We start from the raw sequence: 25,379 nt of genomic DNA, 5'->3' as shown, positions 1-25,379 counted from the left end.
ACCACAAGGACCGCCTTTTGTGCATCTCCCGGCGGATTGGGACGATGTTAACGTCTGTTCAGCGCAAATGGCGCTCTCGACTCACCTGCGGCTATAGGTATTCGAAATTGGGCTGCTCCGCCAACGCTGTCACGGAGCAGCTACAGTTATTTACAGTCATAAAGATTGCCGGAGTCCGAGACGCGCGATCGGTGGACCGACTGTACATAGGTCGATGATTGATGAAGCACGCCTGATTGCTGAAATAACCGGCCAGACAGGTGTTATCAATGACTCGCGCCCGGGAATGACGGAACAGCCGGTCAGGACCCCTTGGTCATCCCGTCACCAGGTTCGGCAAATGGAGGCTGGAGCCAACCCGAGCCCAGCCGCGGAATGCTGGCCTGCTCTATCTCGCGGGGGCTTGAATGCTCCACTGTGATGGTCCACGCTACGTCGACACGACCGCCGAGGCTTTTTAAGAAAGCGCTGCAGCCCAGTGGTTTTTGATCGGCGACGCGAGTCTTCGTTGGAATCCTAGTGTCCGTTCAACACGCGTCGCGAATTTCCAATCGTGTACCGCTGGACGCTCAACGAGCTCAGCAAACTCAGGCCGCAAACCAAGCAACCGACACGAACGCCCCGAACTCGGCAACCGACTTGGCGAAATCTTTGCTGAAGAAGCGTGAGAGACCTTGCAATTCGAACCCCCAGCCGAGAGATCTAATGCCAGTGTTGCGTGCACCGTTGAGCCGGCAAAGCAAGAACGGGCATGCCCGTGAGCGGCGGCTTTGCGCCGATACTGTTGAAAAAGTCGTTTTGTGCTCCGGGTCGGATTTTCCTAGCCTCACTGGTGAGCCTTGCTCATATTGACCTGAGGGACCACGTTGAATCTCGTAAAATCGATCACGGGCCGCCGAGGATCGGCTGGAGCAATATGCAGCGACAGATCAGATCGAACGAGAGTCTTGACGAGATTTTCTAGGTCGATCGATTTTCGACTTTTTCAACAGTATCCGCCATGAGCGGCCTGTGGATGACGCTGCTCCATTTTTGAATACGCAGCAGTGTGGTGGTTTAAAGCGCCAATAACGACCTTTAGGGTACTTAAAAGCCCCTTGGAGTAAGTTCGACAAACCTGGTTAGAACTAGGGTCCGGACTCACTACAGCCACCAGATGACGGCTGCGGCGAGGCTGATGGCACTCATGAAGTTTCGGACGTTGCGGTCGAATCGGGTGGCGATGCGTCGCCAGTCTTTGAAGCGGCAGAACATACGCTCGATGACGTTGCGCTGCTTGTAGATGGCGCGGTCGTAATCGTATTGGATCTTGCGGCTCTTGCGCGGGGGAATGACGGGCTCGGTGCCACGCTCGACCAACCACTCGCGCAGCGCCTGGCTGTCGTATCCCTTGTCCGCGACGAGTTCGGCCGACGGTGGCATCGCCTCGATGCAGAGCTGCGCAACCCTGCAATCGTGAACGTTTCCGGGCGTCAGGAGCAGGACGCAGGGGCGCCCCTTTTCATCGCAGACCGCATGGAGCTTGGTGTTTCGTCCGCCTTTCGTGCGGCCGATACCATGAGCCAAGGCCCCCTTTTCCACCGCCTGCGCAGCGGTGAACCTTGATGCAGCTGCTGTCGATGAACAGCCGGTCCGGCGCATCGCCTGCTCCCGCCAGCTCACTGAAAATGCCTTGCCAGATGCCGCGTTCGGACCAGCGGACGAACCGGTTATAAAGCGTCTTCTTTGGCCCATAGACGTCGGCGCAGTCGGCCCAACGGCCGCCACAGCGCAGGGCATGGACGATCCCGCTTAGCACACGACGATCATCTACCCGGGGCTTGCCGCGCACGCCGGTCGGAAGCAGCGGCTCAATTCGAGCCCACTGCGCATCGGAAAACCAAAAAAATCACCCATCTCACCGCCTCCTCGATGAGGCAGTGAATCACGATCAGGCTGCCAGGGGAATCCGGCTATTGGGTCCGGACCCTAGCCTACGTCTTTTCCGACGGACGGTTTGAGGCTACGGCAATGTGCAACATCTAGCTCGATGGCTTTCGAAGCTAGATGCTTCGCGATATCGTTTAAGAAAATAGACTGTTGACCTGGACGAAAAGTTCTCTATTTGTTCTTTTTCATGAAGAACGTAATCGCAAACGCCATTTCCTCAAGCATGCGCACACAGCGCATCGCGGCTGCACGCGCTTCCTACATACGCATACGCTGAATTCTTAGGTCCGAGCATTCAAAGTCTTCCCGGATGAATCCATCCGCTTCGAGACGAGCGTATTCATGCCAAAAGCACAGCGTTATGTTGAAAAATCCGACTTCGTTGCCGACCTGCTTGCGGGTATCAAAGATGAAGCATCCGTCCTCTCCTTTGCACCGAAGAACACCGTTCGATGCACCGGCCGTCCCTTGTTCCGGTCGCAGCTTGCCCGCGACGTCGGTTGCCTTCTCGATATTGACGTATCGGTGATCTCTTGGGCCTGCTTGCCCATGGTCCTCAGCCGTCGCAGTCGGCGGCACGTTCCAGATTTCGCCGTAACCCGGGCGACAGGCGTCAGTTTAGTCGATATCGCTCCGGCCTCAGCGAAACGGGCACCGCCGGACTGGTCGTCGGACGCCGCGCATGCGCTTGGCTATGTACTCTTGCCAGTAAATGATCGATTGCGCGTGTCGGAGCGTGGTCTACCCAAGCATAACGACTGTAACTCGTTGGTTTGGGTAGGATTTATTCGAACCACACAGAACGGTCCGTACAAAATGAAAAAGGCCGCCAATGGCGGGCGAATTCATTGAAACTGCTTAGAACGTTTTGTTGCGGGGAGCGGCCGTAGCGGTCGGACAGATTGTCGGTAACGACGTCGAACCTGAGCGGCGGCGAGCAAGGGCGCATTGCTCCGGATCAGGTGTGGATGCGGACATAGGTTGGCCGGATTCGCCAAAGTAGGTACGAAGCTCGCAATAGAACGCCGCAGCTAGTGGGTGATACGCCGACCATAGTTTGTCCGCTGCTAGTTTTCCCGCTTTGCCAACCAAAGTAGGCCCGCAGCAGCAAACAGACAAAAGAGAGCCCGCTTCCATCATGGAGGCGGGCCTTTTTACTTTGGATACAGCGACCGCGATTGCCGGGCGACGTCTTCTGCGTCCGAGAGGTTGCCATAAATAACCGGGAATATCCAACAGGAGTTCAGCTCATCGTCAATTCGTCATACCCGGCAGCAGCGACTGCGTCGCAATGCTTCTTATAGTTCGGGAAACCCCCGCTATAGCGCACGATCTTGCGGCTGGATTTTCCGTCGACGTTGCTGTTCACCCCTGTCATCCAGGAATCGATCTCGTTGCTCAAAAGGCCGCGGCCAACCTCGATGACGTGGTCTGTCCAACGTCTCGTGCCTGCCGATGTTGCATCGATCCGGGTCAGGCCATGTCTGAACGCATGCTCGATAAGGCCTGTTGCCCAATCGACGCTGTATTCCGCAAAGCGCGTGAAATTTCCGAGGCCAGCGTGAGGGCCCATCAGCATCAGCATGTTCGGGAAGTCCTGAACCATTATTCCCAGGAAGGTTTTGGGACCGTCGCTCCAGACATTCTTCAGGCGAATGCCCTCGACCCCGCGAATATCGATGCGATCAAATGGCCCGGTAATGGCGTCGAACCCGCTCGCATAGACGATGATGTCGAACTCATGATCGGCTGCGCTCGTTACGATACCTGTCGGAGTGATGCGTTCGATCGGGGTCTCGCCCAGGTCGACGAGATCGACATTGGGCTGGTTGTAGACCTCGTAGTAGTGGGTCTCGAGCGGAAGCCTGCGCGTGCCGAAGCCGTGGTTCTTCGGAATAAGCCTCTCGGCCACCTTGGGATCCTTCACACGCGCGCGGATCTTGCGCGCGGCGAAATCCGACATCAGCGCGTTCGCCTCCCTATCTGTGAGGATGTCGCGGAAGTTGCCGTGCCAGATTCCAAAACCTGGCTCCGAGTAGCGCTTCTCAAAAAGGCCTCACGCTCCTCAAGAGTAACCTCGAGCGCGGATCGTGGGTCGGGACCGTGGATGAAGCATCCGGGTGTCGCCTGACAACGCGCGAAGATCTCGTCGTAGCGGGAGCGGATCTCCGCCATCTCAGGCGCCGAGATCTTCGCATTGTGAAGCGGCGCGCACCAGTTCGGCGTGCGCTGGAAAACCGTTAGGTGCCGTGCGGTCTTCGCAGCCTCCTGAATGGTTTGTACACCGGTCGAGCCCGTGCCGATGACGGCGACGCGCTTGCCTTCGAAGGAGACCTCCTCCGTCGGCCACTGGGCCGTATGGCAAGCCTGCCCCTTGAAGCTTTCGATGCCATCGATCCGTGGCAGCGTCGGCGCCGACAGGACACCAATGGCGGTCACCAAGAAGCGGGAGTTGTGGACTGTTCCGTCAGCGAGTTCGATCCTCCATCCTCGCAATGCCTCGCTGAAATGCGCATGGGTGACACGGCAACCGAATTGGATGTTCGGCCTGAGATCGAACCTGTCTGCGACGAACTGAAGATAGCGCTCGATTTCCGGCTGCGAGGCGAAATGCTCGCTCCAGTTCCACTCGTCCAGAACGCCGGGAAATCGGGAGTAGCCATAAGTCCAACTTTCGGAATCGAACCGCGCCCCGGGATATCTGTTCCAATGCCAGGTCCCGCCCACATCGGAGCCCGCCTCGAACACCCGAACGTTCAAGCCCAATTCGCGTAAGCGGTAGAGCTGATACAGTCCTGATACGCCGGCACCGATGATGATGACATCATAGTTCGGATGGTCCGGGAGTTCCGTGGCCGCACGGACTTCAGCGTCGCCTGGCATCTCGCATCCTCGCCGGAGGCGACCTTGTGTCCGCTCGGACGATCGGATGACTCCGGCGCGCCTGCAGATTCGAGTCGCTTAATTACGGTACGTTCCGTTTTGTATATCGAGCGCCGCCAGAAGGCAATGGTGTTTCTCCCGACGGCCCGCTGCGACCTGATCGACCGCCACCGCTCACCGCCGGATGCGACCCGCTCCCGGCCCTCAAGCGCGACGGATCAATCCCTTCATCGCGACATCGACAATCTCATCGGCAAGGGACAGCGAAAGCTGCGCGCGGCCGGTCAGCAGCCGATAGACAATCAGCGCATACATCATATCGAGCGCGACTTCGGGGGTCACGTCGTCACGGAATTCTCCGGATTTGACGCCCCGATCCCAAATCATGCGCACGCCCTCGCGCCTTTGATTGAGGAATTTATCTCGGAACGAGACTGCAAAATCCAAGTCGCCTTGCGCGGCCGCGATGAAAGACGAGAAAATCTCTCCCTCCTTTCCGGCATAGAACTTGATGACTGAGCGAATTTGCTGCCTGAAGTCCTCTTTTGCGGATCCCGTGTCAGGGACGATGACCTTTCCCCTCATCTCCTCGAGGTACGCATCAAGGGCAATCATCGTCTTGCTTGGCCACCACCGGTACAAAGTGGCCTTTCCGACGCCGCTCTGCTTCGCGATCTCTTCCATGCTCATCTGCTGAAGGCCGACTTCATAGAGCAGCTTGCCTGCCGTCGACAGGATGGCCTGGCGGCCGGCCTCGCTTCGCGGTCGGCCGCGCTGGCGAACCTTGGTCTTGAGCGTCATTCTTAGCAACCCTGAATATGAAACTGAACGTCTTGTATATTAAATTCGGATCTGACATAGTGCCTGTGCCGTGAGCGCCAGCTTGGCCGAGTGAAGCCGCACATTCGCGGCGCCGCAACAGCCGAGCGGGCACATGGATGGGCGATAACCAATAATAAGACGTCTCCCGTGAGCGCATTTTCGACGGAGGATTAGAGCATGGATATCACAAGGCGAACGATGCTCGCGACAGGCCTGGCGGGGATCGCGATGATGCCAGCAAGGCTGACGCAGGCGCAAGCGCGCGACACAATCCGGATCGGCGTAATTACCGATATGTCGGGCGTCTACAGTGACGTTTCGGGCCCGACCACGGTGGCGTGCGCTCAGCAGGCCGCAATGGAATTCATGTCCGAAAACCCGGGCATCAAGGTCGAAATCCTGGTCGCGGATCACCAGAACAAGCCGGATGTCGGACTCGGCATTATCCGCCGCTGGTTTGACATAGGGGGTATCGACGTCATCGAGAACGTCGGAAACAGTGCGATCGTGCTGGGCTCGCGTGGGCTCCTCGAAGAAAAAGACAAAGCCTCCATCATTACCACGGCCGCCTCGTCGAACATCACAGGCAAGGATTGCAGCGCGCATTGGGTCCACTGGTCCCATGATTCCTGGGGCACGACTCATTCGACGGCGGTCTCAACTGTAAAGACCGGCGGCAGAAAGTGGTTCTTCCTTACGGCCGACTATGCCTATGGACACGCGGCGGAAGCGGATACCGGGCGTTTCGTGACGCAGGCGGGCGGCAAGGTGTTGGGATCCGTGCGTTTTCCCCTAGGGGCAACGGGAGATTTCTCTTCCTATCTCCTGCGCGCGCAGTCGAGCGGGGCCGACGTTCTCGGCATCATCGGGGGTGGCAGCGACTTGATCAACATCGTCAAGCAGGCCTCGGAGTTCGGGCTCGGCGCCTCCGGCATGAAACTAGCCGTTCTCTCAGGGTACATCACTGAAATCCTCGGCATGGGCTTGCCGGAGGCCAAGGGACTCCTGCTGACCGAAAGCTTCTACTGGGATCTCAACGAGCGCACGCGCAGCTTCATGACGCGGCTCAAGCCGCGCGTGCCTAACGGCGTCTTTCCCAACATGAGCCAAGCCGGAGATTACGCAGGAGTCATGCATTATCTCAAAGCGGTCAAGGCGATCGGCGTTCCTGCGGCAAAAGCCTCAGGCCGGAAGACGATCGAAACCATGAAGGCGATGCCGACCGACGACGACTGTTTCGGAGCCGGCCGCATCCGGCAGGACGGTCGGAAGATCCATCCGAACTATCTGTTCACTGTCAAAAGTCCCGACGAGAGCCGCTATCCGGGCGATGTCTTCAAGCTGACTTCCACGGTGCCCGCCGAAGAGGCATTTCGCCCGCTCAATGACGGAGGCTGTGCTCTTGTCAAGGCTTGAAGAGGGCTGGCGATACCATGCCTCGCAGCCTGTGCGAGCTACGCACGTAGTGCCTTCCTCCGCATGAACAGGGCTGCCGGCCTTGATGGGGAAGCGCCCGATCAGCCCTGCAAGGGAGAGACATTCATGGAAAGATACCGATGGACATCTTGATCACCGGCGCTGCGAGCGGCATCGGAAGAGCGGCAGCCTTGGCTTTCGTGCGGGATGCTCAGGCCCGCGGAGAGCCCGCGCCGCGGCTGACCCTCGTGGATCTGAACAGCGGCTCGCTGGAGGAGACGGTCCGTCTGCTTCCCGCCGGAATCGAAGTTGCGACCGAGGCCCTCGATCTGGCGAAGCCTGACGAAGCGAGGCAACTGGTCGAGCGGGCCATCGGGCGCTACGGGGGCCTGGACACTATCGTCAGCAATGCGGGAATCGGCATTCCGAGCACGCTGCAGGATCTCAGCCTGGAGAATTACGAGCGAACCTTCATGGTCAACACCCGCGCGACATGGCTGTTGGGTCAGGCCGCCTTGCCGCATATGAAAGAGCGTGGAGGCTCGATCGTGGCCACCGCATCCATCTCGGCCCAGGCCCCGACGCCGACCCTCGGCGTCTACGGACCGAGCAAGGCGGCCCTCGTTGCGCTCATCAAGCAAATGGCGTTGGAATGGGGGCCGTTCGGTATTCGCTGCAACTGCGTTTCGCCGGGCCCGACGCTGACAGGGATGACGGCACGCTCCTATTCGGATCCCGAAACGCGGCGGCGCCGGGAAGAAGCCATTCCGATCCATCGGCTGGGCCAGCCGGAGGACAGTGCAAACGCCATCGTCATGCTGAGCCGTCCGGAAGCGAGCTTTATCAGCGGCGTGGACCTGCCGGTCGACGGCGGCCTGCTCACCACATTGATGCAGGCAACCGGCTATCGGCCTTAGCGAACGAGCGAGTCGAGCTGCCGAGGCTCGGCTCCAACGAGATGTCCAGGGAGAACGTCATGGGCCTGTCGCGCAGAGCTATCTTGCAGGGAGCCGCAGCAAGCGCCTTTGTGCCGTGCTCCGCTGTGCTGGCGACTTCCTACCCCAGCCGACCGATCAAGATCGTGGTTCCCTTCGCGGCCGGCGGAACCCTGGATCCGCCGATCCGGATCCTGACGGAGGCGATGTCCAAGCTTGCCGGCCAGACTCTGGTCGTCGAGAACCGCGCCGGGGCCGGTGGAACGCTCGGTGCCGATAACGTCGCGAAGGCGGAGCCGGACGGCTATGCGCTTCTGGCGAGCAGCGGATCGATGACGATCTCCCAGACGGTCTATGCGAGACTGCCGTGGAACGTCGCAACCGACTTCAAGTGGATCGGAAATTTTGGGACGTTGCCCTCCGTCCTGGTCGTGAACACCGGTCGCGTGCCGGTGTCGACCCTCGCAGAATTCGTCGTCTTCGCGAACTCCCGGTCTGACGAACTAAACTACGGCTCGCCCGGCTTCGGGACCGCCTCTCACCTCGCGGGTGAAATGCTGAAGGAGCGTGCGGGCTTCAAAATGCGCCATGTCTCCTATCGAGGAGGCGCACCTGCCGTGACCGATCTTCGGGGCGGGCAGATCGATGCGATGGTGGCTGGTCTTTCCTCTGTGACGCCGCTGCTGGGCGCTCCCAACATCAAGGTCATCGCGGTGACCGGCCGAGAACGCTCGACTCTGATTCCCGATGTCCAGACGGTCGCGGAAACCGTTACCGGCTTCAGCGCCGAGACCTGGCTGGGATTGGCCGGGCCGGCAAAATTTTCCGCCGACATCCAGAAGCGCCTTGCCTATTGGATGGAAGCCGTATTGCAGGTGCCCGACGTCCGTCGCCGTTTGATCGAGCTCGGCGTGACGCCCGGCTTCGACAATGCAGAGAAGGTCAGCCAGATCGTGACGGCAGAGCTGGGGACGATCTCGGCGATCGTGAAGCGGATCGGCATTCAGCCCATCCAGTAGCGAAGCCCGAGCGTAAAAACTATCGAATGCGATCTGCGGCATCTTGGCCGCCCAGTCGCATTTCGGGACAGCAGGCGGGACAGCGGCGGCCGACCGAGTGAATGCGAATGATGTCGCGACGCAGCGAACGATGCTTGAAGGGACGACCATGGACACCGCAGCTACGGCACCGACGAGACCCTCGCCATTCGGCCGCTACGAGAACATTCTCGTCAGCGTCGAGGACCGCGTCGCGACCATCACCTTCAATCGGCCCGAACGGATGAACGCATGGAATGCGGCCATGGGCGCCGAGGTTGCTGCCGCCGTTAAAGTCGCGGAAGGTGATGCGGAGATCAGGGCGATCGTTCTGACCGGAGCCGGGCGCGCATTCTGCGCCGGTGCCGACATAGCGGCGACTGCAACAGTGGCGGCTTCGCCAGTGCCGGTGAACGGCGCGCCCGCCGAAGGGCGCTTCGGCTATCTCCGCTCGTCGCCCAAGCCCATCATCGCAGCGATCAACGGTGCGGCGGCCGGCGTCGGTCTCACTATCGCGCTTGCCTGCGACCTCCGTTTCGTTGCAGCGGGCGCGAAGCTGACGACCGCTTTCGCTAGACGGGGGCTTGCAGCGGAAGATGGCCTCGCCTGGCTGTTGCCGCGCTTGATTGGTCCGATGCATGCGGCCGACCTGGCGCTCACCGGCCGCATCGTGCTGGCCGAGGAAGCAGACCGCCTCGGCCTCGCCCGGGTCCTCCCCGCGGAGACCTTCCGCTTCGAAGTGCAGCGCTATGCGTCGGAACTCGCCAACTTGTCGTCTCCCCGCGCGGTCGGCATCATCAAGCGGCAGCTCCGTGAGGCGTGGACACAGGATTTCGCGCAGGCAGTCGCAGTTTCCGCGGTCGAGATCGAGCGCTGCCGCCAGACCGAAGACTTCCGGGAGGGGTCGCCCATTTCATCGAGAAGCGCCGCCCGGCCTTCACGGGCTTCTGAATCCGATGCCGCACGGCCGGCTTGGGCCGTGAAGGAAGAATTTATGAACGATATCGTCGTCAGCCTAAAAGACTATGTCGGGATCGTCGAGATCAATCGCCCCCCGAACAATTTCTTCGACACGCCCTTGATCTCGGCGATTGGTGACGCCCTCGAACATCTGGCAGCCGAAGGGATGCGCTCGATCCTGTTGTGCGCGGCCGGAAAGAACTTTTGCGCCGGAGCGAACTTCGCACGCCCGGCCGCTGATAACGGCGGTTCGGACGATGACCACATCTATCGCCATGCCGTCCGACTCTTCCGATGCCCACTGCCGATCGTCGCGGCCGTGCAGGGCGCTGCGATCGGTGGCGGCCTTGGCCTCGCGCTCGCAGCCGATTTCCGCGTCGGCTCCGAAAGCTCGCGGCTCTCGGCCAATTTCAACCGTCTGGGCTTTCATCCCGGATTCGGGCTAAGCGTGACGCTGCCTAGGGCCATCGGCATCCAGAAGGCGGCGCTCATGTTTTATACCGGGCACCGGCTGAGCGGCGCGGATGCTTTCGCCCAGGGTCTGTTCGACGTCCTCGCCGCGGACGATGCTTTACGCGACACCGCGCTCGATCTCGCGACGGAGATCGCAAGATCCGCACCTTTGGCGGTGCAGTCGACCCGTCTGACTCTGCGAGGGGACCTTGCGGACCGCGTCGCCGCCGCGACCGAGCACGAGCGTCGCGAGCAGGAAAAGCACTTCGCGACGGCGGATTTCACCGAGGGCGTGAAAGCGATGGCCGAACGCCGCTTGCCCGTTTTCTCCGGTGTTTGATGGCCCCCTGGCACGCTTGAGCCTGCACCCGAAGCCTTATCGAAAAGGATGGTAACGACGATGACTGATCATGCGACCGAGCGCCGCAATATGCCGTTACACGGGGTACACGTTCTCGATCTCGGCCAAGTATATCTGGGTCCCTATGCCGGGTTCCTGCTCGCGCAGGCCGGCGCCGATGTCATCAAGATCGAGCCCGTCACGGGGGAGCCGGTGCGCCACCGCGCCAAGGTCAGCAAATGGGCTGCGGTTCCTTTCGAGATGCTGAACGGCAACAAGCGTGGCCTGGCCCTCAACCTAAAGTCCCCTGAGGGGATCGAGATCCTCAAGGAATTGGTTCGGACGGCCGATATTCTGCTGGAGAACTACGCGCCCGGTGTCATGGACCGCTTAGGGGTAGGCTGGGACGTCCTTTCGGAGATCAATCCCCGGCTGATCTACGGCTCCGGCACGGGCTTCGGCCTGTCCGGACCGGACCGGGACAACCTCGCGATGGACATTACGGTGCAGGCCTGCTCAGGCATGATGAGCGTGACCGGCTTCGCCGATGGTCCGCCGGTGAAGGCAGGCCCTGCTGTGGCCGACTTCATTAGCGGAGTTCATCTTTACGCAGCGCTCGCCACCGCCCTATACGAACGCAGCGTGACCGGGCGCGGCCGCCTGGTCGAGGTCTCGATGCAGGAGGCGGTCTATCCGACGCTGGCTTCCAACCTGGCCTTTGCGTTCGATGGCGAAGGCGAAGCGCCCCGAACCGGCAATCACCATGGTGCGATGGCCGAGGCGCCTTACAACGTTTATCCGACGCTCGACGGTCACGTCGCGGTCATCGCATTGACGAACGGTCATTGGCGCAGCCTGCTGGCCGCCATCGGGCGCCAGGACCTGGCCGGAGACGCGCGCTTTGCGACCTCCGCCGATCGGGTCCGCAACATGACGCTGACCGATGCGATCGTCGGGGATTGGACCCGTGAGCGGCCGAAGGCCGAGGTGACGCAGGTTCTACGGGCCCACAAGGTCCCTGCCGCACCCGTTCGGCATCTGGGAGAAGTCATCAACGACGTACACATGCACCAGCGCGGCGCGTTGGAATGGGTCGATCATGCAAAATTCGGGCGGATCGTCGTCCCGAGCAGTCCGCTTCGCTTTCATGGTGCCGATCGTCCTGCGTATGTCGCCTCACCGGAACTCGGCGAACACAACGCTGAAATCCTGCTGGAGCATTTGCGGTACGAACCTGAAAGGATCGCTGAGCTGGCCGCCAGAGGCGTCATCGGTTCTGGTAATTGAGCCTCGCCATCCTCCCAGCCGCGACCGAGAAGGGCGCAGGATGACCAACATACGGCTTATTTGCCTCAACGATGATGGCCCTATCGCACGGCTGGTGTTCGATCAGCCGCAAACGCGCAACGCGATCACCGCCGAACTGGCGATCGAGTTGCGAAACGCGCTGAAAGGCTTGTCGCAACGGTCCGGCGTGAAGACGCTGATCATCTCGGGCGCCGGGCGAGCCTTCATGTCGGGAGGGGGTCTGACGGGCTTTCAGGCCGCCGGAGCGGCGAGCGCGCCGAACGAGGCGGACCGGATCATCGGCCCATTCCACGAGGCCGTCCGCATACTCCTGGGTCTACCGTTCCACGTGATCGCGCAGGTGCATGGCGCGGCCGCTGGCGCGGGTCTCAGCATCGTGCCGGCATGTGATTTCGCGCTCGCCGCCGACGTGATCGACGCTGCCAGTGCCGAACGCCTGGGTCTCATCACCCACAGCGTGCCGGCCGCGGACCTCTCGAAAGGACAAAAGTCTTCGCCGGCAAGCTCGTGGCGAAGCCGATGGCAGCGTTTGCCGAGACCAAGCGGTTGCTGCGCGCGTCGTTTTCGCAGGATATCGCTCAGCATCTCGATGCGGAGCATGCCATCTTCCGCCGAAGCGCGGCGAGCGCCTATTTCCATGAAGGCGTCACAGCCTTCTTCGAAAAGAGAAAGCCGCGATTTAACGACTGAGTTCTGCACTTCCCGGCTTGCAGATTGGCTCGGACAATGGGTCCGAGATCTCGCAGCACGCCGCTCCGTGGATTGTTCGCGCAATGCCGCTTCGTACAGCAAGGAGGGTGTCCGCATGAACCCCGATTTGGACAGGGTTCCGGCCGGCCCGGAGCAGACGGATATCTACGACGTCTATGCGCTCCGCTACACTTGGAACGACCGGCGTCGAATCCACGAGAATTTCTTGCGTCGGGACATGCTGGACGGCCCGATGCCGATCGATTTCTACATCTGGATCCTACGCAATCAGCATCGGACGGTCATCGTGGATACGGGCTTCGGCCGTCGTGCCGAAGCCGAACGTGGACAATCGCTTGAGATCGATCCGATCGAAGCGCTGCGCATCATCGGGATCGAGCCGGATGAAGTTGAAGACGTCGTTCTCACCCATCTGCATTATGATCACGCGGGAAACATCGACAAATTCGCCCGGGCCCGCTTCCACGTCCAGGAGGCGGAGGTTGCCTACGCGACCGGCTCCTGCATGGGCTCGGCTGCCATGCGATATACCTTCGATGTCGAAAATGTCGCCCAGATCGTCCGGTTGACCTTTGCCGAACGGGTTGTCCACCATTGCGGAACAGCAGAACCCTTTCCAGGGATCAGCCTGCATCTGCTCCCCGGCCACTCCGAGGGCTTGCAGGGCGTGCGCGTCGATACCCGGCGCGGGCCGCTTCTGTTGGCCTGCGATGCCAGTGTCTACTTCTCGAACTATATCAGACGCGCTCCGTTCGGCATCACCATCGATGTTCGTGACACGCTAGCGGCCTTCCGGTCGATCGCGAGGCTGACCGGAAGCATCGCGCACCTGATTCCAGGCCATGATCCGCTGATCCGCAAGCTCTACCCCAGCATATCGGTTGCCGGCGTCGAGCTCGTGGCCCTGCATGCAAAACCCGACCCCGCCCGGTTCGAAGAACTGCGCGGCGGCTGATTGCAACCGCGCAGCCTCTTCCCGGTCGTCAGAGCGCCTCGACGATGGTCACATTCGCGATGCCGCCGCCTTCGCACATGGTCTGCAAAGCGTAGCGGCCGCCCCGAGCTTTCACGCATTGATCAAGGCCGCCATCAGCTTGGTTCCGGAAGCCCCGAGGGTATGGCCGAGCGCGATGGCGCCGCCATTGACGTTAAGCCGGGCGGGGTCGGCAGTGATCGATCGCAACCATGCGAGCGGGATCGGCGCAAAGGCCTCGTTGACGTCGTAGAGATCAATGTCCTCGATACGCATTCCGGCCCGCGCCAGCGCGCGCCGCGTCGCAGGGATCGGCTCCTCGAGCCGGATCACCGGCCGTCACCGTCATGCTGTGAATGCGAGCGATCGGCGTCAGACCGTGCGCCTTCAACGCGGTCTCGTTGACGACAAGGACGCCGCTGGCGCCATCACAGATCTGGCTGGCATTCGCAGTGCTGATCGAGCCGCCTTCTTCGAGCCGCTTGACGGACGAAACGCCCTCGAGTGTCGCGTCATGCCAGGTCCTCTCGTCTATCGCGTGGGACTCAGGCCCTTCCGCGCCCATTACCCCGATGGACACGACTTCCCGCTCGAAGGCCTCGGCCTTGGTGGCGGCGCTGGCGCGGCGATGGCTCCCCAACGCGAGGCATCGAGATCGTCGCGCGTGAAGCCGTATTTGTCGGCGACCATCTGGGCCCCGCAAAACTGGCTGGATTCCTTTACTGCATAGCGCTGCTCGACCGTGCTGCTCAGCGGCCCCTGTCCGAGCCCGGCCTTCGCATGAAGCTCGAAATTCCAGAACATCGGAACCCGGCTCGTGCTTTCCACGCCCGCGGCGATCACGATGTCCTACGTTCCCTACATCACCGCTTGAGCGGCGAAGTGAAGAGCCTGCTGCGAGGAGGCGCATTGCCGGTCGATGGTCACGGCCGGCACGGATTCGGGCAGGCACGACGCGAGGACCGCGTTACGGCCTAGCGCCATCGCTTGCTCCCCCGCCTGGCTCACGCAGCCCTTAATGACGTCTTCGACCGCCGCCGGGGCGATATCGGTGCGTTCAACGAGCGCGGTCAGAATCCCCCCGCCAGATCGGCCGGATGATGCTGCGAGAGACGTCCGTTCCGGCGGCCGCCCGCAGTTCTGACTGCGTCAACGATGTAAGCCTGCCTCATCATCCACCTTCCTTGCTACGGGGATCACTGCTGCAACGGTTCGCGGCTCCCGATGTCCTCGCGTCATGCGAGCGTCCGGTGCGCTTCCACCGATCAGCCCTCCTTGCGGGAAAAATCGGGCGCTGACAGGCCAGCGCTCCCTGCATGTTTCGACCCAGAGACGCTTCAGCTGGCCATGCCATGTCTGTGACTTTTCCCACGCCAGACAGATGGACAGACGAAGCGATCGGCCATATATGAGACGAGCGTATCGAAAAAACGATTCAGCAGAACGAGAACGTCTGGACCGGCATGCCGCCGTTGCGACCCCGTTCTCGTGCAGGGCAGGAACAACGCCATTGCAAGACCGCATTCTGCATGGTCTCCGCCAAGGCCACAAGCCGCTCGGCCTTCGCCTCGCCCTGCATGGCCCTGAGCAGCCGCTCGGAATGGGCCCTTTCCATTACGAGATCGCAGGTTTTGCCTCACTCCAGCCGGTGATACCCAAGTACAGTGGCATCCCGAGATCAGGCTCACCGACATGATAAGGCAAGCTGCGTCGATGGCGTCGAACGACTTCGCCTCGTTCGAATTCGATCCTCACCGTCTCGAAAAATATCTAAAGGGGGTGCTACCGGATTTGGCGGGGCCGATGGGCCTGCAAAGAATCGGCGGCGGCCAGTCCAATCCCACCTTTTTCGTCGAGTTTCCCGATCGCTGCCTCGTCTTGCGCAAGAAGCCAGCCGGGGACATCTTACCTTCGGCTCACGCCGTCGATCGGGAATATCGCGTTTTGACCGCGCTCGCCCGGACAGGCGTCCCGGTGCCTACCGCGTTGCTCTATGAAGAAGATCCTAGGATTACGGGCACGCCCTTTTACGTGATGGAGCGGGTCGAGGGCCGTGTTTTCCATGACTGCTCGCTGCCGGGAGTGCCGGCGGAGCAGCGTCGGGCAATGTATTTCGCCATGGCCGACACGCTGGGCGCGCTGCACCGGGTTGCGCCGAGTGACGTCGGACTTGCCGACTACGGCAGGCCGGGAAACTATTTCTCACGGCAGATCGCGCGGTGGAGCCGGCAATATGCCGAAAACCGGACCCGTGATATCCCCTCCATCGAGCGAGTCATCGACTGGCTGCCTGTGAATATTCCGCAGGGAGAAGAGACTGCGATCTCGCATGGCGACTTCCGGCTCGGAAATCTAATGTTCCATCCGGAAGAGCCGCGCATTGTCGCCGTGCTCGACTGGGAATTGTCGACCTTGGGCCATCCGCTCGCCGATGCGGCCTATTCCTGTCTGCCTTGGCACACGCTGCCGAGTTGGTACGGGGGGATCATGTCTCTCGACCATGCTGCCCTCGGGCTCCCCAGCGAGGCCGAGTATCGAGCCCGCTACAACGCCGCATCGGGTCGCTCAGTCGGCGTCGCCACGGCCCATGTCGTGTTCGCCCTGTTCCGCTTTGCCATAATCCTGGAAGGCGTCGCCGCCCGGGCACGATCCGGAGCGGCGGCGTCCGACAACGCGCACGAGGTCGGAGCACTCGCGACATTGATCGCGGACAGGGCCGCGGAACTCGCCGAAACTGGCCTTTGAGCACCTGAGGGATCCTATGGATTTTGCATTCTCCGAACGCGTCCAAGGTTTGCGGCATGAGCTAGAGCAAATTCCTCTTAATGCGATCTGTATCCGGCGAGAGCAAAGAAGTTCGCGCATTGGTCGGGTTTGAACTGAGGCAAAGCGTTAGCGGTCGCCCGTTCCAGTGCGTCGAGGGTTCGCGCGGCAGACTTCCGGATATGTGATTTGAGCTTGGCAAAAGCATTCTCGATCGGATTGAAGTCGGGACTGTAGGGCGGCAGATAGTGGAGCTTTGCGCCACAGGCCTTGATTGATTGCCTGCCTGACGACGGACACGCCATGATAAAAAATCCTCCACTGGCGCCGTTTGCGAACCGGGGGCGCCTGCTCCGCCATGAACGACTTTGGCAAGGTCGTGGCTTCCGGCAACGCAGGAAGTTGTCGCGACGATGGCAGACTAAGCGGGCAGCGGACGCTGAGCAACGTAATCCCAACCCTGGATCGGACTTTCGTCATTCATTTCATACTTGAATCTTGCCGACGGATCCGGACTTTCACATTTGCATCAGCGAACACGCTTGCAGCATCCGTGGCTAATTCGTCAGCGTGTGGTTTGTACTACTGCTGAGCAAAAAATGGAGTTTGCATGGACTGGGACAATGTCAAAGTCTTTCTGGCTGTCGCCCGTGCTGGACAATTGTCGGCCGCGGCAACGGCTTTGCGACTGGACATTTCGACGGTCGGTCGGCGAATGGTGATGCTTGAGAAGTGTTTAGGTGCGCGCTTGTTCGATCGAACGCCGACCGGCAGCGTCCTGACCGCTGCTGGCGAGAACCTGCTGGGGCCGGCTCAAGAAATCGAATCGTTAATGATTCGTGCTCAATGTGCTCTTTCAGGTGCCGACTCCGAAATGTCTGGCACTGTGCGAATTGCTGCTCCGGATGCGTTCACGACACTGTTTCTCTGTTCGGTGCTGCCTAGACTCATGCTGAAGCATCCCATGCTCACGATCCAGCTTGTACCGATATCGCGCGCGCTATCGTTATCTAGGCGCGAAGCGGATCTAGCCATCCTGGTTGATCGGCCCAGCGAAGGACGTCTTGCGGTAAGGCGACTGGTGGATTACTCGTTACACTTCTACGCGACGAAAAACTATCTTCGACAGCATGCGAGGCCACTTTCGAAGGCCGAGCTTTCTAATCATGTTCTTGTTACATACGTGCAAGATCTATTATTCGACGATCAACTGAAATTCATGGCGGAAATGTATAGCCGAAGCCATCGCCGATTCGAGTGTGCGACGGCGCTCGCTCAAATTGCCGTAGTTCGCGCAAGCGGAGGAATAGGTATCCTGCCTGACTACGCCATCGTCGGGGATGACGAGTTGGAGGTCATTCTTCCAAACGTGTCATTCGGGCGCAGCTATTGGATGGCCATTCACGAGGATTTCGTCGGCCTGAACCGCGTGCAGGTTGTTGTTGATCACATAGTTTCAGAGTTGAAATTACGCAGAGCAGGTTTCCGTGGAGCTCCGCTCGATATTTAGCTTCTATTTACGTTCAAGATAATCGTTAGTCTGGAGTGGGCCCTCCAGGGTGGACAGGTTGGCTTTCCGTATTTGACCGGACGACCGGGCTTTCAGAGGATGAAGGCCATGAGAAAGGACCGACCCCACAGCGTCGATTTTAAACGTCAGGTGACGCAGGAGTATCTGGGCGGCGAGTTTGAATGAGCATCGAAGCGGGTCCCCTAGCTACGTGAAGTCCAACCTATTGATCTCGCTGGCGAACTAGGCAAACAGCGGGGTCATGATCGGCGCTGACCTGCCCCTGAAGTTTCATCCAGCGGCGATTAGAGTCTCGGCGGAGCGCTTGCATCACCGGCGTCGCCAAAAGCTGTCCATCCGCCGTCAACCGAAAGCACCGAACCGGTGACATAGCTGGCTGCCGGCGATGTCAGAAAATAGATCGTCTCGGCGATCTCTTCGGGGCGAGCCAGCCGGGCGATGGGAATGCGACGCCGAATTCGCGCCGCGTCGACAAAACCGTCAGCTTCCAGCTTGTTCACCAGCGCGGTCGCCACGAAGCCGGGCGCCACAGCGTTTACGCGAATTCCATCGGCAGCCCATTCGCAAGCCATCGACTTGGTCATCATCGCGATGCCGGCTTTGGCGGCGCCATACGCGTTGCGCCTTGGCAGGCCGGACAACCCGGCAATAGAGCTGACATTCACGATGGATCCGGTGCCTTGATGCTTCATCGCGGAATAGGCCTCGCGCGAGCACAGAAACGTGCCAGTGAGGTGGACGCCGAGAACTTTCTCGAAGCTCTCGACGGTCTGTTCCGAAGTCGGAAGATGAGGACTACCGATGCCAGCGTTGTTGACCAGTGCATCCAAGCGCCCGAACATCTTATGCGTTTCCGCAAATGCTTCTTTGACCTGAGCCTCGCTCGAAACGTCGCAGGCAATACCGACATGTCTGGGGCCTATTTCGGCCGCCTTCACCGCCACCCTCTTGGCGTCGATGTCGATCAAAGCGACGGCGTATCCATTGCGAGCGAATACTTGTGCGGTCGCCCAGCCGATGCCATCGCCGGCTCCTGTAATCAGCGCGACCGGCGCCTCATGTGTCATGACCGTCCCTCCTTCGCCATCCCTGTGTCCTTTTCGAAGCCCGGCCGCGGAATGCTGCTCATGATGGTTCGGGTGAAGCCTCCATCTATGACGATATCCTCGCCTGTGACGTAATCCGCTCGATCACTGGCAAGGAATACCACTGCGTCTGCTATGTCCTGCGGCTGTCCGATGCGTCGGCGCGGAACCATCGCCGAACGGGCGTCCCGCACGCCGGGACTGTCGTAGATCCCCTTCGTCATCGGAGTCTGGATCATACCGGGGCTCACCACGTTGCTGCGAACGCCGCGCGGCCCCCACTCCACGGCAAGCTGCCGCGACAACATCACCACCGCCGCTTTGCTGACGCTGTAGGCTCCGCTGAAGCTCTGCGGTGAATAGGAGGAGATCGAGGCGACGTGAACGATGGCGCCGCTGCCCGCATTCAGCATGCCCGCCCCGAACGCCCGCGCGCAGCGCAGATAGGCTGTCAGATTGAGCGACATGATGGCGTTCCAGTCGTCGAGCGACATCGTTTCGAGGTGCCCGGCTCGCATGGTGCCGGCGTTATTGACGAGGATGGCAGGGGCTCCGAGCCGCTCAGCGACAGTTCGCGCGGCCTCGTCGACGCTGGCATCACTCGTCACGTCGCAGCGCAAGAAATGGCCCTGCCCTGCGAGGTGCTCCATGGTTTCGCGTGATGGCTCTTCCCGATCAAGCAACACCACGGTCGCGCCGGCCTCAGCCAGGCCGGCGGCGATGCCCAGGCCGATGCCGCCGCCTGCGCCCGTGACGACCGCGACGCGATCCTTCAAGTCGATCCAGCTCATGATGTTTCTCTCTGGCAGGGCGGCGATAATTCGTGATCAGGCGCGGCGCAACGACGGCAGATCGATCTTGCGGATCAAACGGTTTTCCTGTGCCGTAATCAGGTGTCCGGACGCCCGCAGATAGGCCGGCCAGTCCGGATCCTTGTCGCGCTCGGCATGCCGCCGTTCAAATTCCCCCATATCCAGAAACCCCCAGAGATGGACGACCTGGTTCAGCGGACCCACGGCGCTGGAATACATGCCGAGCGGCTGCCCGACATATTTCAACTGGACCGGCATCGCGAGCCTGTCGAAAACATCGATGAACTCGGCCATCTTACGAAGTTGTATCGTATATGTGCGCAGGTCCACGATCGGAGAGTCGTACGGCATGTCGGATCACCCATATCCAGTTGTGGTTTGCACTCAGGCTTTGATCAACGGGCATCCACCCTCGGCGAGCGGACGGAATGCCTCATCGGAAGGCAGCGTCGATATCAGCTTGTAGACATCGCCGGGCGCCTTGCTCTCCTCGGGTTTCTTGACCTCGAACAGGTAGGCGGGGTGGATTTTCCGACCATCATCGCGGATGCTACCCGGCCCGAAGCAGTCGTCGTCCGTCGGCATCTTCTTCATCAACTCCACGACAGAACGCCCCGACGCCTTCGCCCGATCGACGCCGAGTTCCTTGACCACCTTGAGGTAGTGCGCGACGCAGGAATAGTCGCCGGCTTGACTCATGTTGGGAAACACGCCCGAAGCCAGACGGGGTTTGACGCGAGACATGAATGCTCGCGTCCGATCATTGAGGTCCCAATAGAACGTCTCGGTCAGCGACAATCCCTTCGCCGTGGGGAGCCCCATGGCAGTGACGTCCGTGATGTAGCCGATCATCGCCGCCATGCGGGTTCCGTTGGCGTCGATACCGAACTCCTGTGCCTGCTTCAGTGCGGAGATCAGTTCGCTTCCGGAATTGGCAAAACCGATGACGTCGGCTCCGCTGGATTGTGCCTGCAGCAGGAAGGACGAAAAATCGGTCGTAGATCCGAACGGATAGCGCACCGCGCCAACCACGGTGCCGCCGGCGGACTTGACGAATTTGGACGCATCAGCTTCAGCGGCATGGCCGAAGGCATAGTCGGCCGTGATGAAGAACCACTTCTTTCCACCGGTGCGTACGACGGATGTCGCCGTCGAATGCGACAGGCACCAGGAATCCCATGCCCAATGGATGAGGTTGGTGCTGCACGCCTTCCCGGTCAGTTCAGAACTCCCGGCCGTCGTGATCAATGCAACCTTGTCCTTGCCTTCGATGAGGTGCTTGGCGCCGAGTGCGATCGAACTATTGCCGACATTCTCGATCACATCGACATCGTCCTGGTCGAACCACTTGCGGATGATGTTTAGGCCGATATCGGCCTTGTTCTGATGATCCGCGACGAGCACATCGACGGCGATGCCAGGATTGCTCGCCTTGAACTCGGCAATGGCCTGCTCCACACACGCCACGGTCGTCGGTCCCGAGACATCGCGATAGACGCCGGACATGTCGGTGATGACGCCGATCCGGATCCGCTTGGCGGACTGGCTGCGCGCCGCGCGGAACGGAACCATGGCCGAGGCGGCGATGCCTGCTCCAATGAATGTGCGACGGTCGATGGTCATTGTTTCCTCCATATGATTTTTGTTTTGGATGGTCGAGCGGGCTGATCCCCGCGGCCGGCACGTCGCCCGGCCGCTTCAGGCATATGTCGCGACGTCTTCCTTGCCGGCGATATGTCTGGCGGTGATGTAGCCGAACGTCATGATGGGGCCGAGCGTGATGCCGGCGCCGGGATAATTGCCTCCCATGATGCTCGCGCGGTCGTTGCCGCACGCGTACAATCCCGGGATTGGCCTGGAGTCCGAAGCCAGCACCCGGCCGACCGTATCGGTGGTGAGGCCGTCAAACGTGCCGAGATCGCCCATGATGAGCTTCAACGCGTAGTACGGACCTTTGCCGATCGGGGCGACGTTCGGATTCGGCTTGTTGTCGGGATCGCCGAGAAAACGGTTGAACGCCGTCGAGCCTCGTCCGAATTCGGGATCTTCCCCGCGAACCGCGCCTTCGTTGAATTTGCGCACGGTCGCCTCCAGCGCGGCGGCATCGATGCCGACGAGACCGGCGAGTTGATCAAGCGTCGACGCCGACTGCAGGTAGCCATTGCGCAGATAGATTCCGATCGGAACGGGTGCCGGTTTGGCGTAACCCAGACCATATTTGCGGATCGTGGCGTGGTCGCAAATCAACCAGCACGCCGTTTCTGTACCGCCTTCGTTGGCAGAGATCATGGCCTCCCCCGTGTCGTGATAGGAATTCGACTCGTTGGCAAAGCGTCGCCCCTTGCGATCGACCGCGATCACGCCGGGCTTGTAGCGATCTACCAGATGCGGGAACACACCGACCTTGCCGCCTGCCAGCGGAACCTTCGACACCGGCATCCAGGACGCGGCATTTGGAAAGCGAATGTCGCATGTGCCTCCGACCTGCTCGGCCATCGCCACGCCATCGCCGGTGTTGCCGGCAGGTGTTGGAGAAAGGTGTTCGCCGCCGCGGGCCAAATGCGGATAGGCGCGCGTGATCCGCTCGACATCATGCGGAAAACCGCCACAGGCAAGCACAACGGCGCGACGGGCCGAGATCCTGAACTCGGCATCGGCGTGCTTCACCAGAGCGCCGGTGACGGCGCCCTGCTCGACGATCAACTGTTGCGCGCTGGTACCGGTCAGTAGCGGGATCTGCAAATCGAACACGGTCTTCGCCAAGCGGGCCACCAGCGCATTGCCGCTGGTGATCTGCACGCCGCGTCCGTACAGCGCCAGCTCCCTGAGGTGATTGAGCAAGCGCCTGATCACATAGACGGCGGACTTGAACGACCGCGTCGCGCGGAAAAAGTGCTTGAGATCTTCGTTCGACGAATTGAACATCATCCCGATGAACGTGATCGTCGAGAGCGGCGGCCTCAGCCTCTTGATCTCATGGCCGAGGCCGCGGGCGTCAAAAGCAGCGGCCGTCACCGAACGCCCGGCCATGGCCCCTCCCGCGACGTCAGGGTGATAGTCCGGATATCCAGACAGAACGAATTTTGCTTCGGTCTCGCGCTCGAAAAAGTCGAGCATGCGGGGACCTTGATCCAGGAATGCGTCGATCGCTTTCTCGCCGTAAAAGTTGCCGGTCTCGTTTCGAAGATAGGTGATGGCGGCGTCTCGGCTATCCTCAATTCCGGCGTCGCGGGCATAATGATTTCCCGGTACCCAGAGAACGCCGCCGGAAAACGCGGTTGTTCCGCCGAAGAATTCCTCCTTTTCGATGATCACGACGTCGAGGCCAGCTTTCTTCGCGGTGATCGCAGTCGACAGTCCGCCTGCGCCCGATCCGATGACCAACACGTCGCACGTGCGCCGCATGTCATTCAGCATCGCTCGTCCTCCCTGAATTTGTCGCCCGCAGTACTACAGTCAGGCACTTCTTGAGTGGCATCATTTGATCGCCGGAGGGACTGGAGCAATGGACGATCCCGATAAATGATTGTACTTTCCAACGAAACGACGACGGTGTTGCAGCGCACGCTCGCGACGTGAACGGGTCTACATCATATGATTCCGCACTATTTTCTGTACGAAGAGCTCAAGTCAGACATTGAACCGACGTTTCTGCACATCGAGCCGATCCGCACCAGGAGCAGTCGCCACGGTTGGACGATCCGCACCCACACCCATCCGAACCACCACCAGATACTGATTCTCGACAAGGGCGGAGGCACGATCGAAGTCGAGCGCGAGGATTGGGATCTGTCGCCGAAGAGCCTGATCGTCGTGCCCGCCCTCACCGTCCACGGATTTCGCTTCAAGCGCGACACCAACGGCTACGTGATCACGGTCGCATCGTCGTTCCTGCGGAACGTTTTCCGGGAAGACCCCGAGCTGCTCAACGGCTTCCTCAAACCCGCGCGCTTTCTGCACAGCCAGCTAGGCGAGGAGATCGATCTCCGCAAGCTATTCGTGTCCCTGCAGCGTGAATTCGTCTGGGCGGCCCCCGGCCGTGGCGCCTCGATCAAGGCGTATCTGCAACTCATCGCAGTTGCGATTGGACGGCTGCACGGGCAACATCATCAGCCGCACGTCTCAGGCGCGCGCGATGTCGATACCGTCATCCGGTTCCGTGAGCTGGTGGAGGAGGTCTATCGCAATCATCCGCCGTTGGCGACATTGGCTCGCAAGCTCGGGGTCACGACGGCGCGGCTGAATTCTTGCTGCCGGGAGGTGACTGGCAAGTCCTCACTTGCTTTGATCAATGATCGGGTGCTGACGGAAGCCAAACGAAAGCTGCTCTACTCGGAGGAGACCATCGCTGAGATCGGAGCATCCCTCGGTTTCGCGGATCCAGGATACTTCAATCGATTCTTCACCCGAGGCGTCGGAATTTCGCCTGGACGTTTTCGACATAATTCACTTAACGCTGTGCAGGCTTAGTTCCACACAAGGTCTGCTGACGGACTTTCAGCGCTCAGGGTCACGCTCGTGCGGGCCGCGCCCCGGCGCAGTGGCGCTTTAACGATCACATTTGGCCGGTTTGGGGGGCCACCTGCGATAGGCCGCTTTGCGCCGATACTGTTGAAAAAGTCGTTTTGTGCTCCGGGTCGGATTTTCCTAGCCTCACTGGTGAGCCTTGCTCATATTAACCTGAGGGACCACGTTGAATCTCGTAAAATCGATCACGGGCCGCCGAGGATCGGCTGGAGCAATATGCAGCGACAGATCAGATCGAACGAGAGTCTTGACGAGATTTTCTAGGTCGATCGATTTTCGACTTTTTCAACAGTATCCGCCATGAGCGGCCTGTGGATGGACGTGCACGTGCTCGACAACAGGCTGCTGCTGCTCCTCGGGCGGCCCTACCTCACCGTCTGCATCGACGTCTACAGCAGAATGTCGCTGGGATTCTTCATCACGTTCGAGCCGCCTAGCTTGTATTCGGTGTTGGCGACATTGAAGCGCGTCAACTGGCACAAGGGATACGTCCAGAAGCTCTATCCGCAGATCAAGCGGCCCTGGGACGGATGGGGATGCCCGACGGAAATTGTGCTGGACCGCGATTGGGCGCACCAGTCGCCACGCTGATCGGATGCGCCCCCAAGACATCGTTTCACTGTCAATCGGCCCTTTAATTGCGGGCTGTTGTCAAGCACCCGTATGGCCGCGCTCAGCAAAGCGGTAGCAGTCGCCCCATCGAAACTGGATGGGGTTGTGGAGATGGGGCGAGAGCGGCCGGCGATACGATAGCCGGTCAGCGTTGGATTTTCGTTTGCCGAACAATCTTAGCGCGGTAGCTTTGATGCCATCGCCAGGGTCATGGTCCTTTCCGAGGTCGCCAGGCGCCTCATGATGATGTCCGGGGCGGGTGCCTCAACGTGTACAGCGGAG

At 60.4% G+C, this 25,379-nt stretch carries 22 protein-coding genes and 4 pseudogenes; 14 read left to right on the top strand and 12 right to left on the bottom strand.

The features are described from left to right. Positions 1 to 1,143: 1,143 nt before the first annotated feature. Positions 1,144 to 1,641 carry an IS5 family transposase gene (locus ONR75_RS10885; protein ID WP_265082505.1) on the bottom strand — a complete coding sequence of 166 codons (498 nt, stop codon included), beginning with the start codon at positions 1,639 to 1,641 and terminating at the stop codon, positions 1,144 to 1,146. Between the two features lie 82 nt (positions 1,642 to 1,723). Then, positions 1,724 to 1,831 (bottom strand): annotated as a pseudogene (locus ONR75_RS10880) (transposase); the annotation flags it as partial. A 440-nt stretch (positions 1,832 to 2,271) separates the two neighbouring features. Here ONR75_RS10880 and ONR75_RS10875 point away from each other — a divergent pair. After that, positions 2,272 to 2,781 (top strand): hypothetical protein, encoded by a 510-nt coding sequence (locus tag ONR75_RS10875; RefSeq protein WP_265082595.1) that lies wholly within the window; start codon positions 2,272 to 2,274, stop codon positions 2,779 to 2,781. Between the two features lie 391 nt (positions 2,782 to 3,172). Here ONR75_RS10875 and ONR75_RS10870 read toward each other — a convergent pair whose 3' ends face one another. The 3 genes from ONR75_RS10870 to ONR75_RS10860 all read right to left on the bottom strand — a co-directional run bounded on the left by ONR75_RS10870 (position 3,173) and on the right by ONR75_RS10860 (position 5,613). Beyond that, positions 3,173 to 3,892 (bottom strand): hypothetical protein, encoded by a 720-nt coding sequence (locus ONR75_RS10870; RefSeq protein ID WP_265082594.1) that lies wholly within the window; start codon positions 3,890 to 3,892, stop codon positions 3,173 to 3,175. Next, positions 3,892 to 4,812, bottom strand: coding sequence for a flavin-containing monooxygenase (locus ONR75_RS10865; protein ID WP_265082593.1), 921 nt, complete (start codon positions 4,810 to 4,812; stop codon positions 3,892 to 3,894). Before ONR75_RS10865 ends, ONR75_RS10870 begins: the two co-directional genes overlap by 1 nt. A 204-nt stretch (positions 4,813 to 5,016) precedes the next feature. Beyond that, positions 5,017 to 5,613 carry a TetR/AcrR family transcriptional regulator gene (locus tag ONR75_RS10860; protein ID WP_265082592.1) on the bottom strand — a complete coding sequence of 199 codons (597 nt, stop codon included), beginning with the start codon at positions 5,611 to 5,613 and terminating at the stop codon, positions 5,017 to 5,019. Positions 5,614 to 5,811: 198 nt separating this feature from the next. On the opposite strand from ONR75_RS10860, the gene ONR75_RS10855 reads away from it, so the two are divergent. The 9 genes and pseudogenes from ONR75_RS10855 (at position 5,812) to ONR75_RS32760 (ending at position 13,749) form a co-directional block, all read left to right on the top strand. Continuing rightward, entirely contained in the window at positions 5,812 to 7,050 is a 1,239-nt protein-coding gene (locus ONR75_RS10855; RefSeq protein ID WP_265082591.1) for an ABC transporter substrate-binding protein, read from the top strand. Positions 7,051 to 7,190: 140 nt separating this feature from the next. After that, complete coding sequence (locus ONR75_RS10850) at positions 7,191 to 7,967, top strand: SDR family NAD(P)-dependent oxidoreductase (protein WP_265082590.1); 777 nt, start codon at positions 7,191 to 7,193, stop codon at positions 7,965 to 7,967. A 59-nt stretch (positions 7,968 to 8,026) separates the two neighbouring features. Then, positions 8,027 to 9,004, top strand: coding sequence for a Bug family tripartite tricarboxylate transporter substrate binding protein (locus ONR75_RS10845; protein WP_265082589.1), 978 nt, complete (start codon positions 8,027 to 8,029; stop codon positions 9,002 to 9,004). A 130-nt stretch (positions 9,005 to 9,134) separates the two neighbouring features. After that, positions 9,135 to 9,866, top strand: a pseudogene (locus ONR75_RS10840) (enoyl-CoA hydratase-related protein); the annotation flags it as partial. Between the two features lie 150 nt (positions 9,867 to 10,016). Next, positions 10,017 to 10,775: an enoyl-CoA hydratase/isomerase family protein gene (locus ONR75_RS10835; RefSeq protein WP_265083617.1), complete on the top strand. Its 759-nt coding sequence runs from the start codon at positions 10,017 to 10,019 to the stop codon at positions 10,773 to 10,775. 60 nt (positions 10,776 to 10,835) lie between these two features. Beyond that, entirely contained in the window at positions 10,836 to 12,062 is a 1,227-nt protein-coding gene (locus ONR75_RS10830; protein ID WP_265082588.1) for a CaiB/BaiF CoA transferase family protein, read from the top strand. Then, positions 11,944 to 12,456: pseudogene (locus ONR75_RS32770) on the top strand (enoyl-CoA hydratase/isomerase family protein); the annotation flags it as partial. The gene ONR75_RS10830 and the pseudogene ONR75_RS32770, both read left to right, overlap by 119 nt. A gap of 146 nt (positions 12,457 to 12,602) precedes the next feature. Further along, positions 12,603 to 12,773, top strand: a complete 171-nt coding sequence (locus ONR75_RS32765; protein ID WP_413776508.1) for a hypothetical protein — start codon at positions 12,603 to 12,605, stop codon at positions 12,771 to 12,773. Beyond that, a complete protein-coding gene (locus tag ONR75_RS32760; RefSeq protein WP_413776507.1) occupies positions 12,721 to 13,749 on the top strand; it encodes an N-acyl homoserine lactonase family protein in 1,029 nt (342 codons plus the stop codon). Before ONR75_RS32765 ends, ONR75_RS32760 begins: the two co-directional genes overlap by 53 nt. A 28-nt stretch (positions 13,750 to 13,777) precedes the next feature. On the opposite strand, the pseudogene ONR75_RS10820 reads toward ONR75_RS32760, so the two are convergent. Further along, a pseudogene (locus tag ONR75_RS10820) lies at positions 13,778 to 14,939 on the bottom strand (acetyl-CoA C-acetyltransferase). A 541-nt stretch (positions 14,940 to 15,480) separates the two neighbouring features. Between ONR75_RS10820 and ONR75_RS10815 the strand changes: the two are divergent. Then, entirely contained in the window at positions 15,481 to 16,512 is a 1,032-nt protein-coding gene (locus tag ONR75_RS10815) for a phosphotransferase family protein (RefSeq protein WP_265082586.1), read from the top strand. A gap of 77 nt (positions 16,513 to 16,589) precedes the next feature. Here ONR75_RS10815 and ONR75_RS10810 read toward each other — a convergent pair whose 3' ends face one another. After that, positions 16,590 to 16,835 carry a transposase gene (locus tag ONR75_RS10810; RefSeq protein ID WP_413776458.1) on the bottom strand — a complete coding sequence of 82 codons (246 nt, stop codon included), beginning with the start codon at positions 16,833 to 16,835 and terminating at the stop codon, positions 16,590 to 16,592. Between the two features lie 305 nt (positions 16,836 to 17,140). Between ONR75_RS10810 and ONR75_RS10805 the strand changes: the two genes are divergently transcribed. After that, positions 17,141 to 18,040 (top strand): LysR family transcriptional regulator, encoded by a 900-nt coding sequence (locus tag ONR75_RS10805; RefSeq protein ID WP_265082585.1) that lies wholly within the window; start codon positions 17,141 to 17,143, stop codon positions 18,038 to 18,040. A gap of 305 nt (positions 18,041 to 18,345) precedes the next feature. On the opposite strand, the gene ONR75_RS10800 is transcribed toward ONR75_RS10805, so the two are convergent. The 5 genes from ONR75_RS10800 to ONR75_RS10780 form a co-directional block, all read right to left on the bottom strand. Next, entirely contained in the window at positions 18,346 to 19,128 is a 783-nt protein-coding gene (locus ONR75_RS10800) for an SDR family NAD(P)-dependent oxidoreductase (protein ID WP_265082584.1), read from the bottom strand. Beyond that, positions 19,125 to 19,937: an SDR family NAD(P)-dependent oxidoreductase gene (locus tag ONR75_RS10795; protein WP_265082583.1), complete on the bottom strand. Its 813-nt coding sequence runs from the start codon at positions 19,935 to 19,937 to the stop codon at positions 19,125 to 19,127. Before ONR75_RS10795 ends, ONR75_RS10800 begins: the two co-directional genes overlap by 4 nt. 36 nt (positions 19,938 to 19,973) lie before the next feature. Beyond that, entirely contained in the window at positions 19,974 to 20,309 is a 336-nt protein-coding gene (locus ONR75_RS10790) for an NIPSNAP family protein (protein WP_265082582.1), read from the bottom strand. Positions 20,310 to 20,342: 33 nt separating this feature from the next. Next, positions 20,343 to 21,581: an ABC transporter substrate-binding protein gene (locus tag ONR75_RS10785; RefSeq protein WP_265082581.1), complete on the bottom strand. Its 1,239-nt coding sequence runs from the start codon at positions 21,579 to 21,581 to the stop codon at positions 20,343 to 20,345. Positions 21,582 to 21,656: 75 nt separating this feature from the next. Then, positions 21,657 to 23,375 (bottom strand): FAD-dependent oxidoreductase, encoded by a 1,719-nt coding sequence (locus tag ONR75_RS10780; RefSeq protein ID WP_265082580.1) that lies wholly within the window; start codon positions 23,373 to 23,375, stop codon positions 21,657 to 21,659. Between the two features lie 177 nt (positions 23,376 to 23,552). Between ONR75_RS10780 and ONR75_RS10775 the strand changes: the two genes are divergently transcribed. Next, positions 23,553 to 24,428: a helix-turn-helix domain-containing protein gene (locus ONR75_RS10775; protein WP_265082579.1), complete on the top strand. Its 876-nt coding sequence runs from the start codon at positions 23,553 to 23,555 to the stop codon at positions 24,426 to 24,428. A gap of 357 nt (positions 24,429 to 24,785) precedes the next feature. Continuing rightward, positions 24,786 to 25,076: a hypothetical protein gene (locus ONR75_RS10770; protein WP_265082578.1), complete on the top strand. Its 291-nt coding sequence runs from the start codon at positions 24,786 to 24,788 to the stop codon at positions 25,074 to 25,076. Positions 25,077 to 25,379: the final 303 nt, after the last annotated feature.

The organism is Rhodopseudomonas sp. P2A-2r (assembly GCF_026015985.1).
In the GTDB taxonomy this organism is placed as follows: Bacteria; Pseudomonadota; Alphaproteobacteria; order Rhizobiales; family Xanthobacteraceae; genus Tardiphaga.
This window is presented reverse-complemented; position numbering and strand designations above follow the sequence as displayed.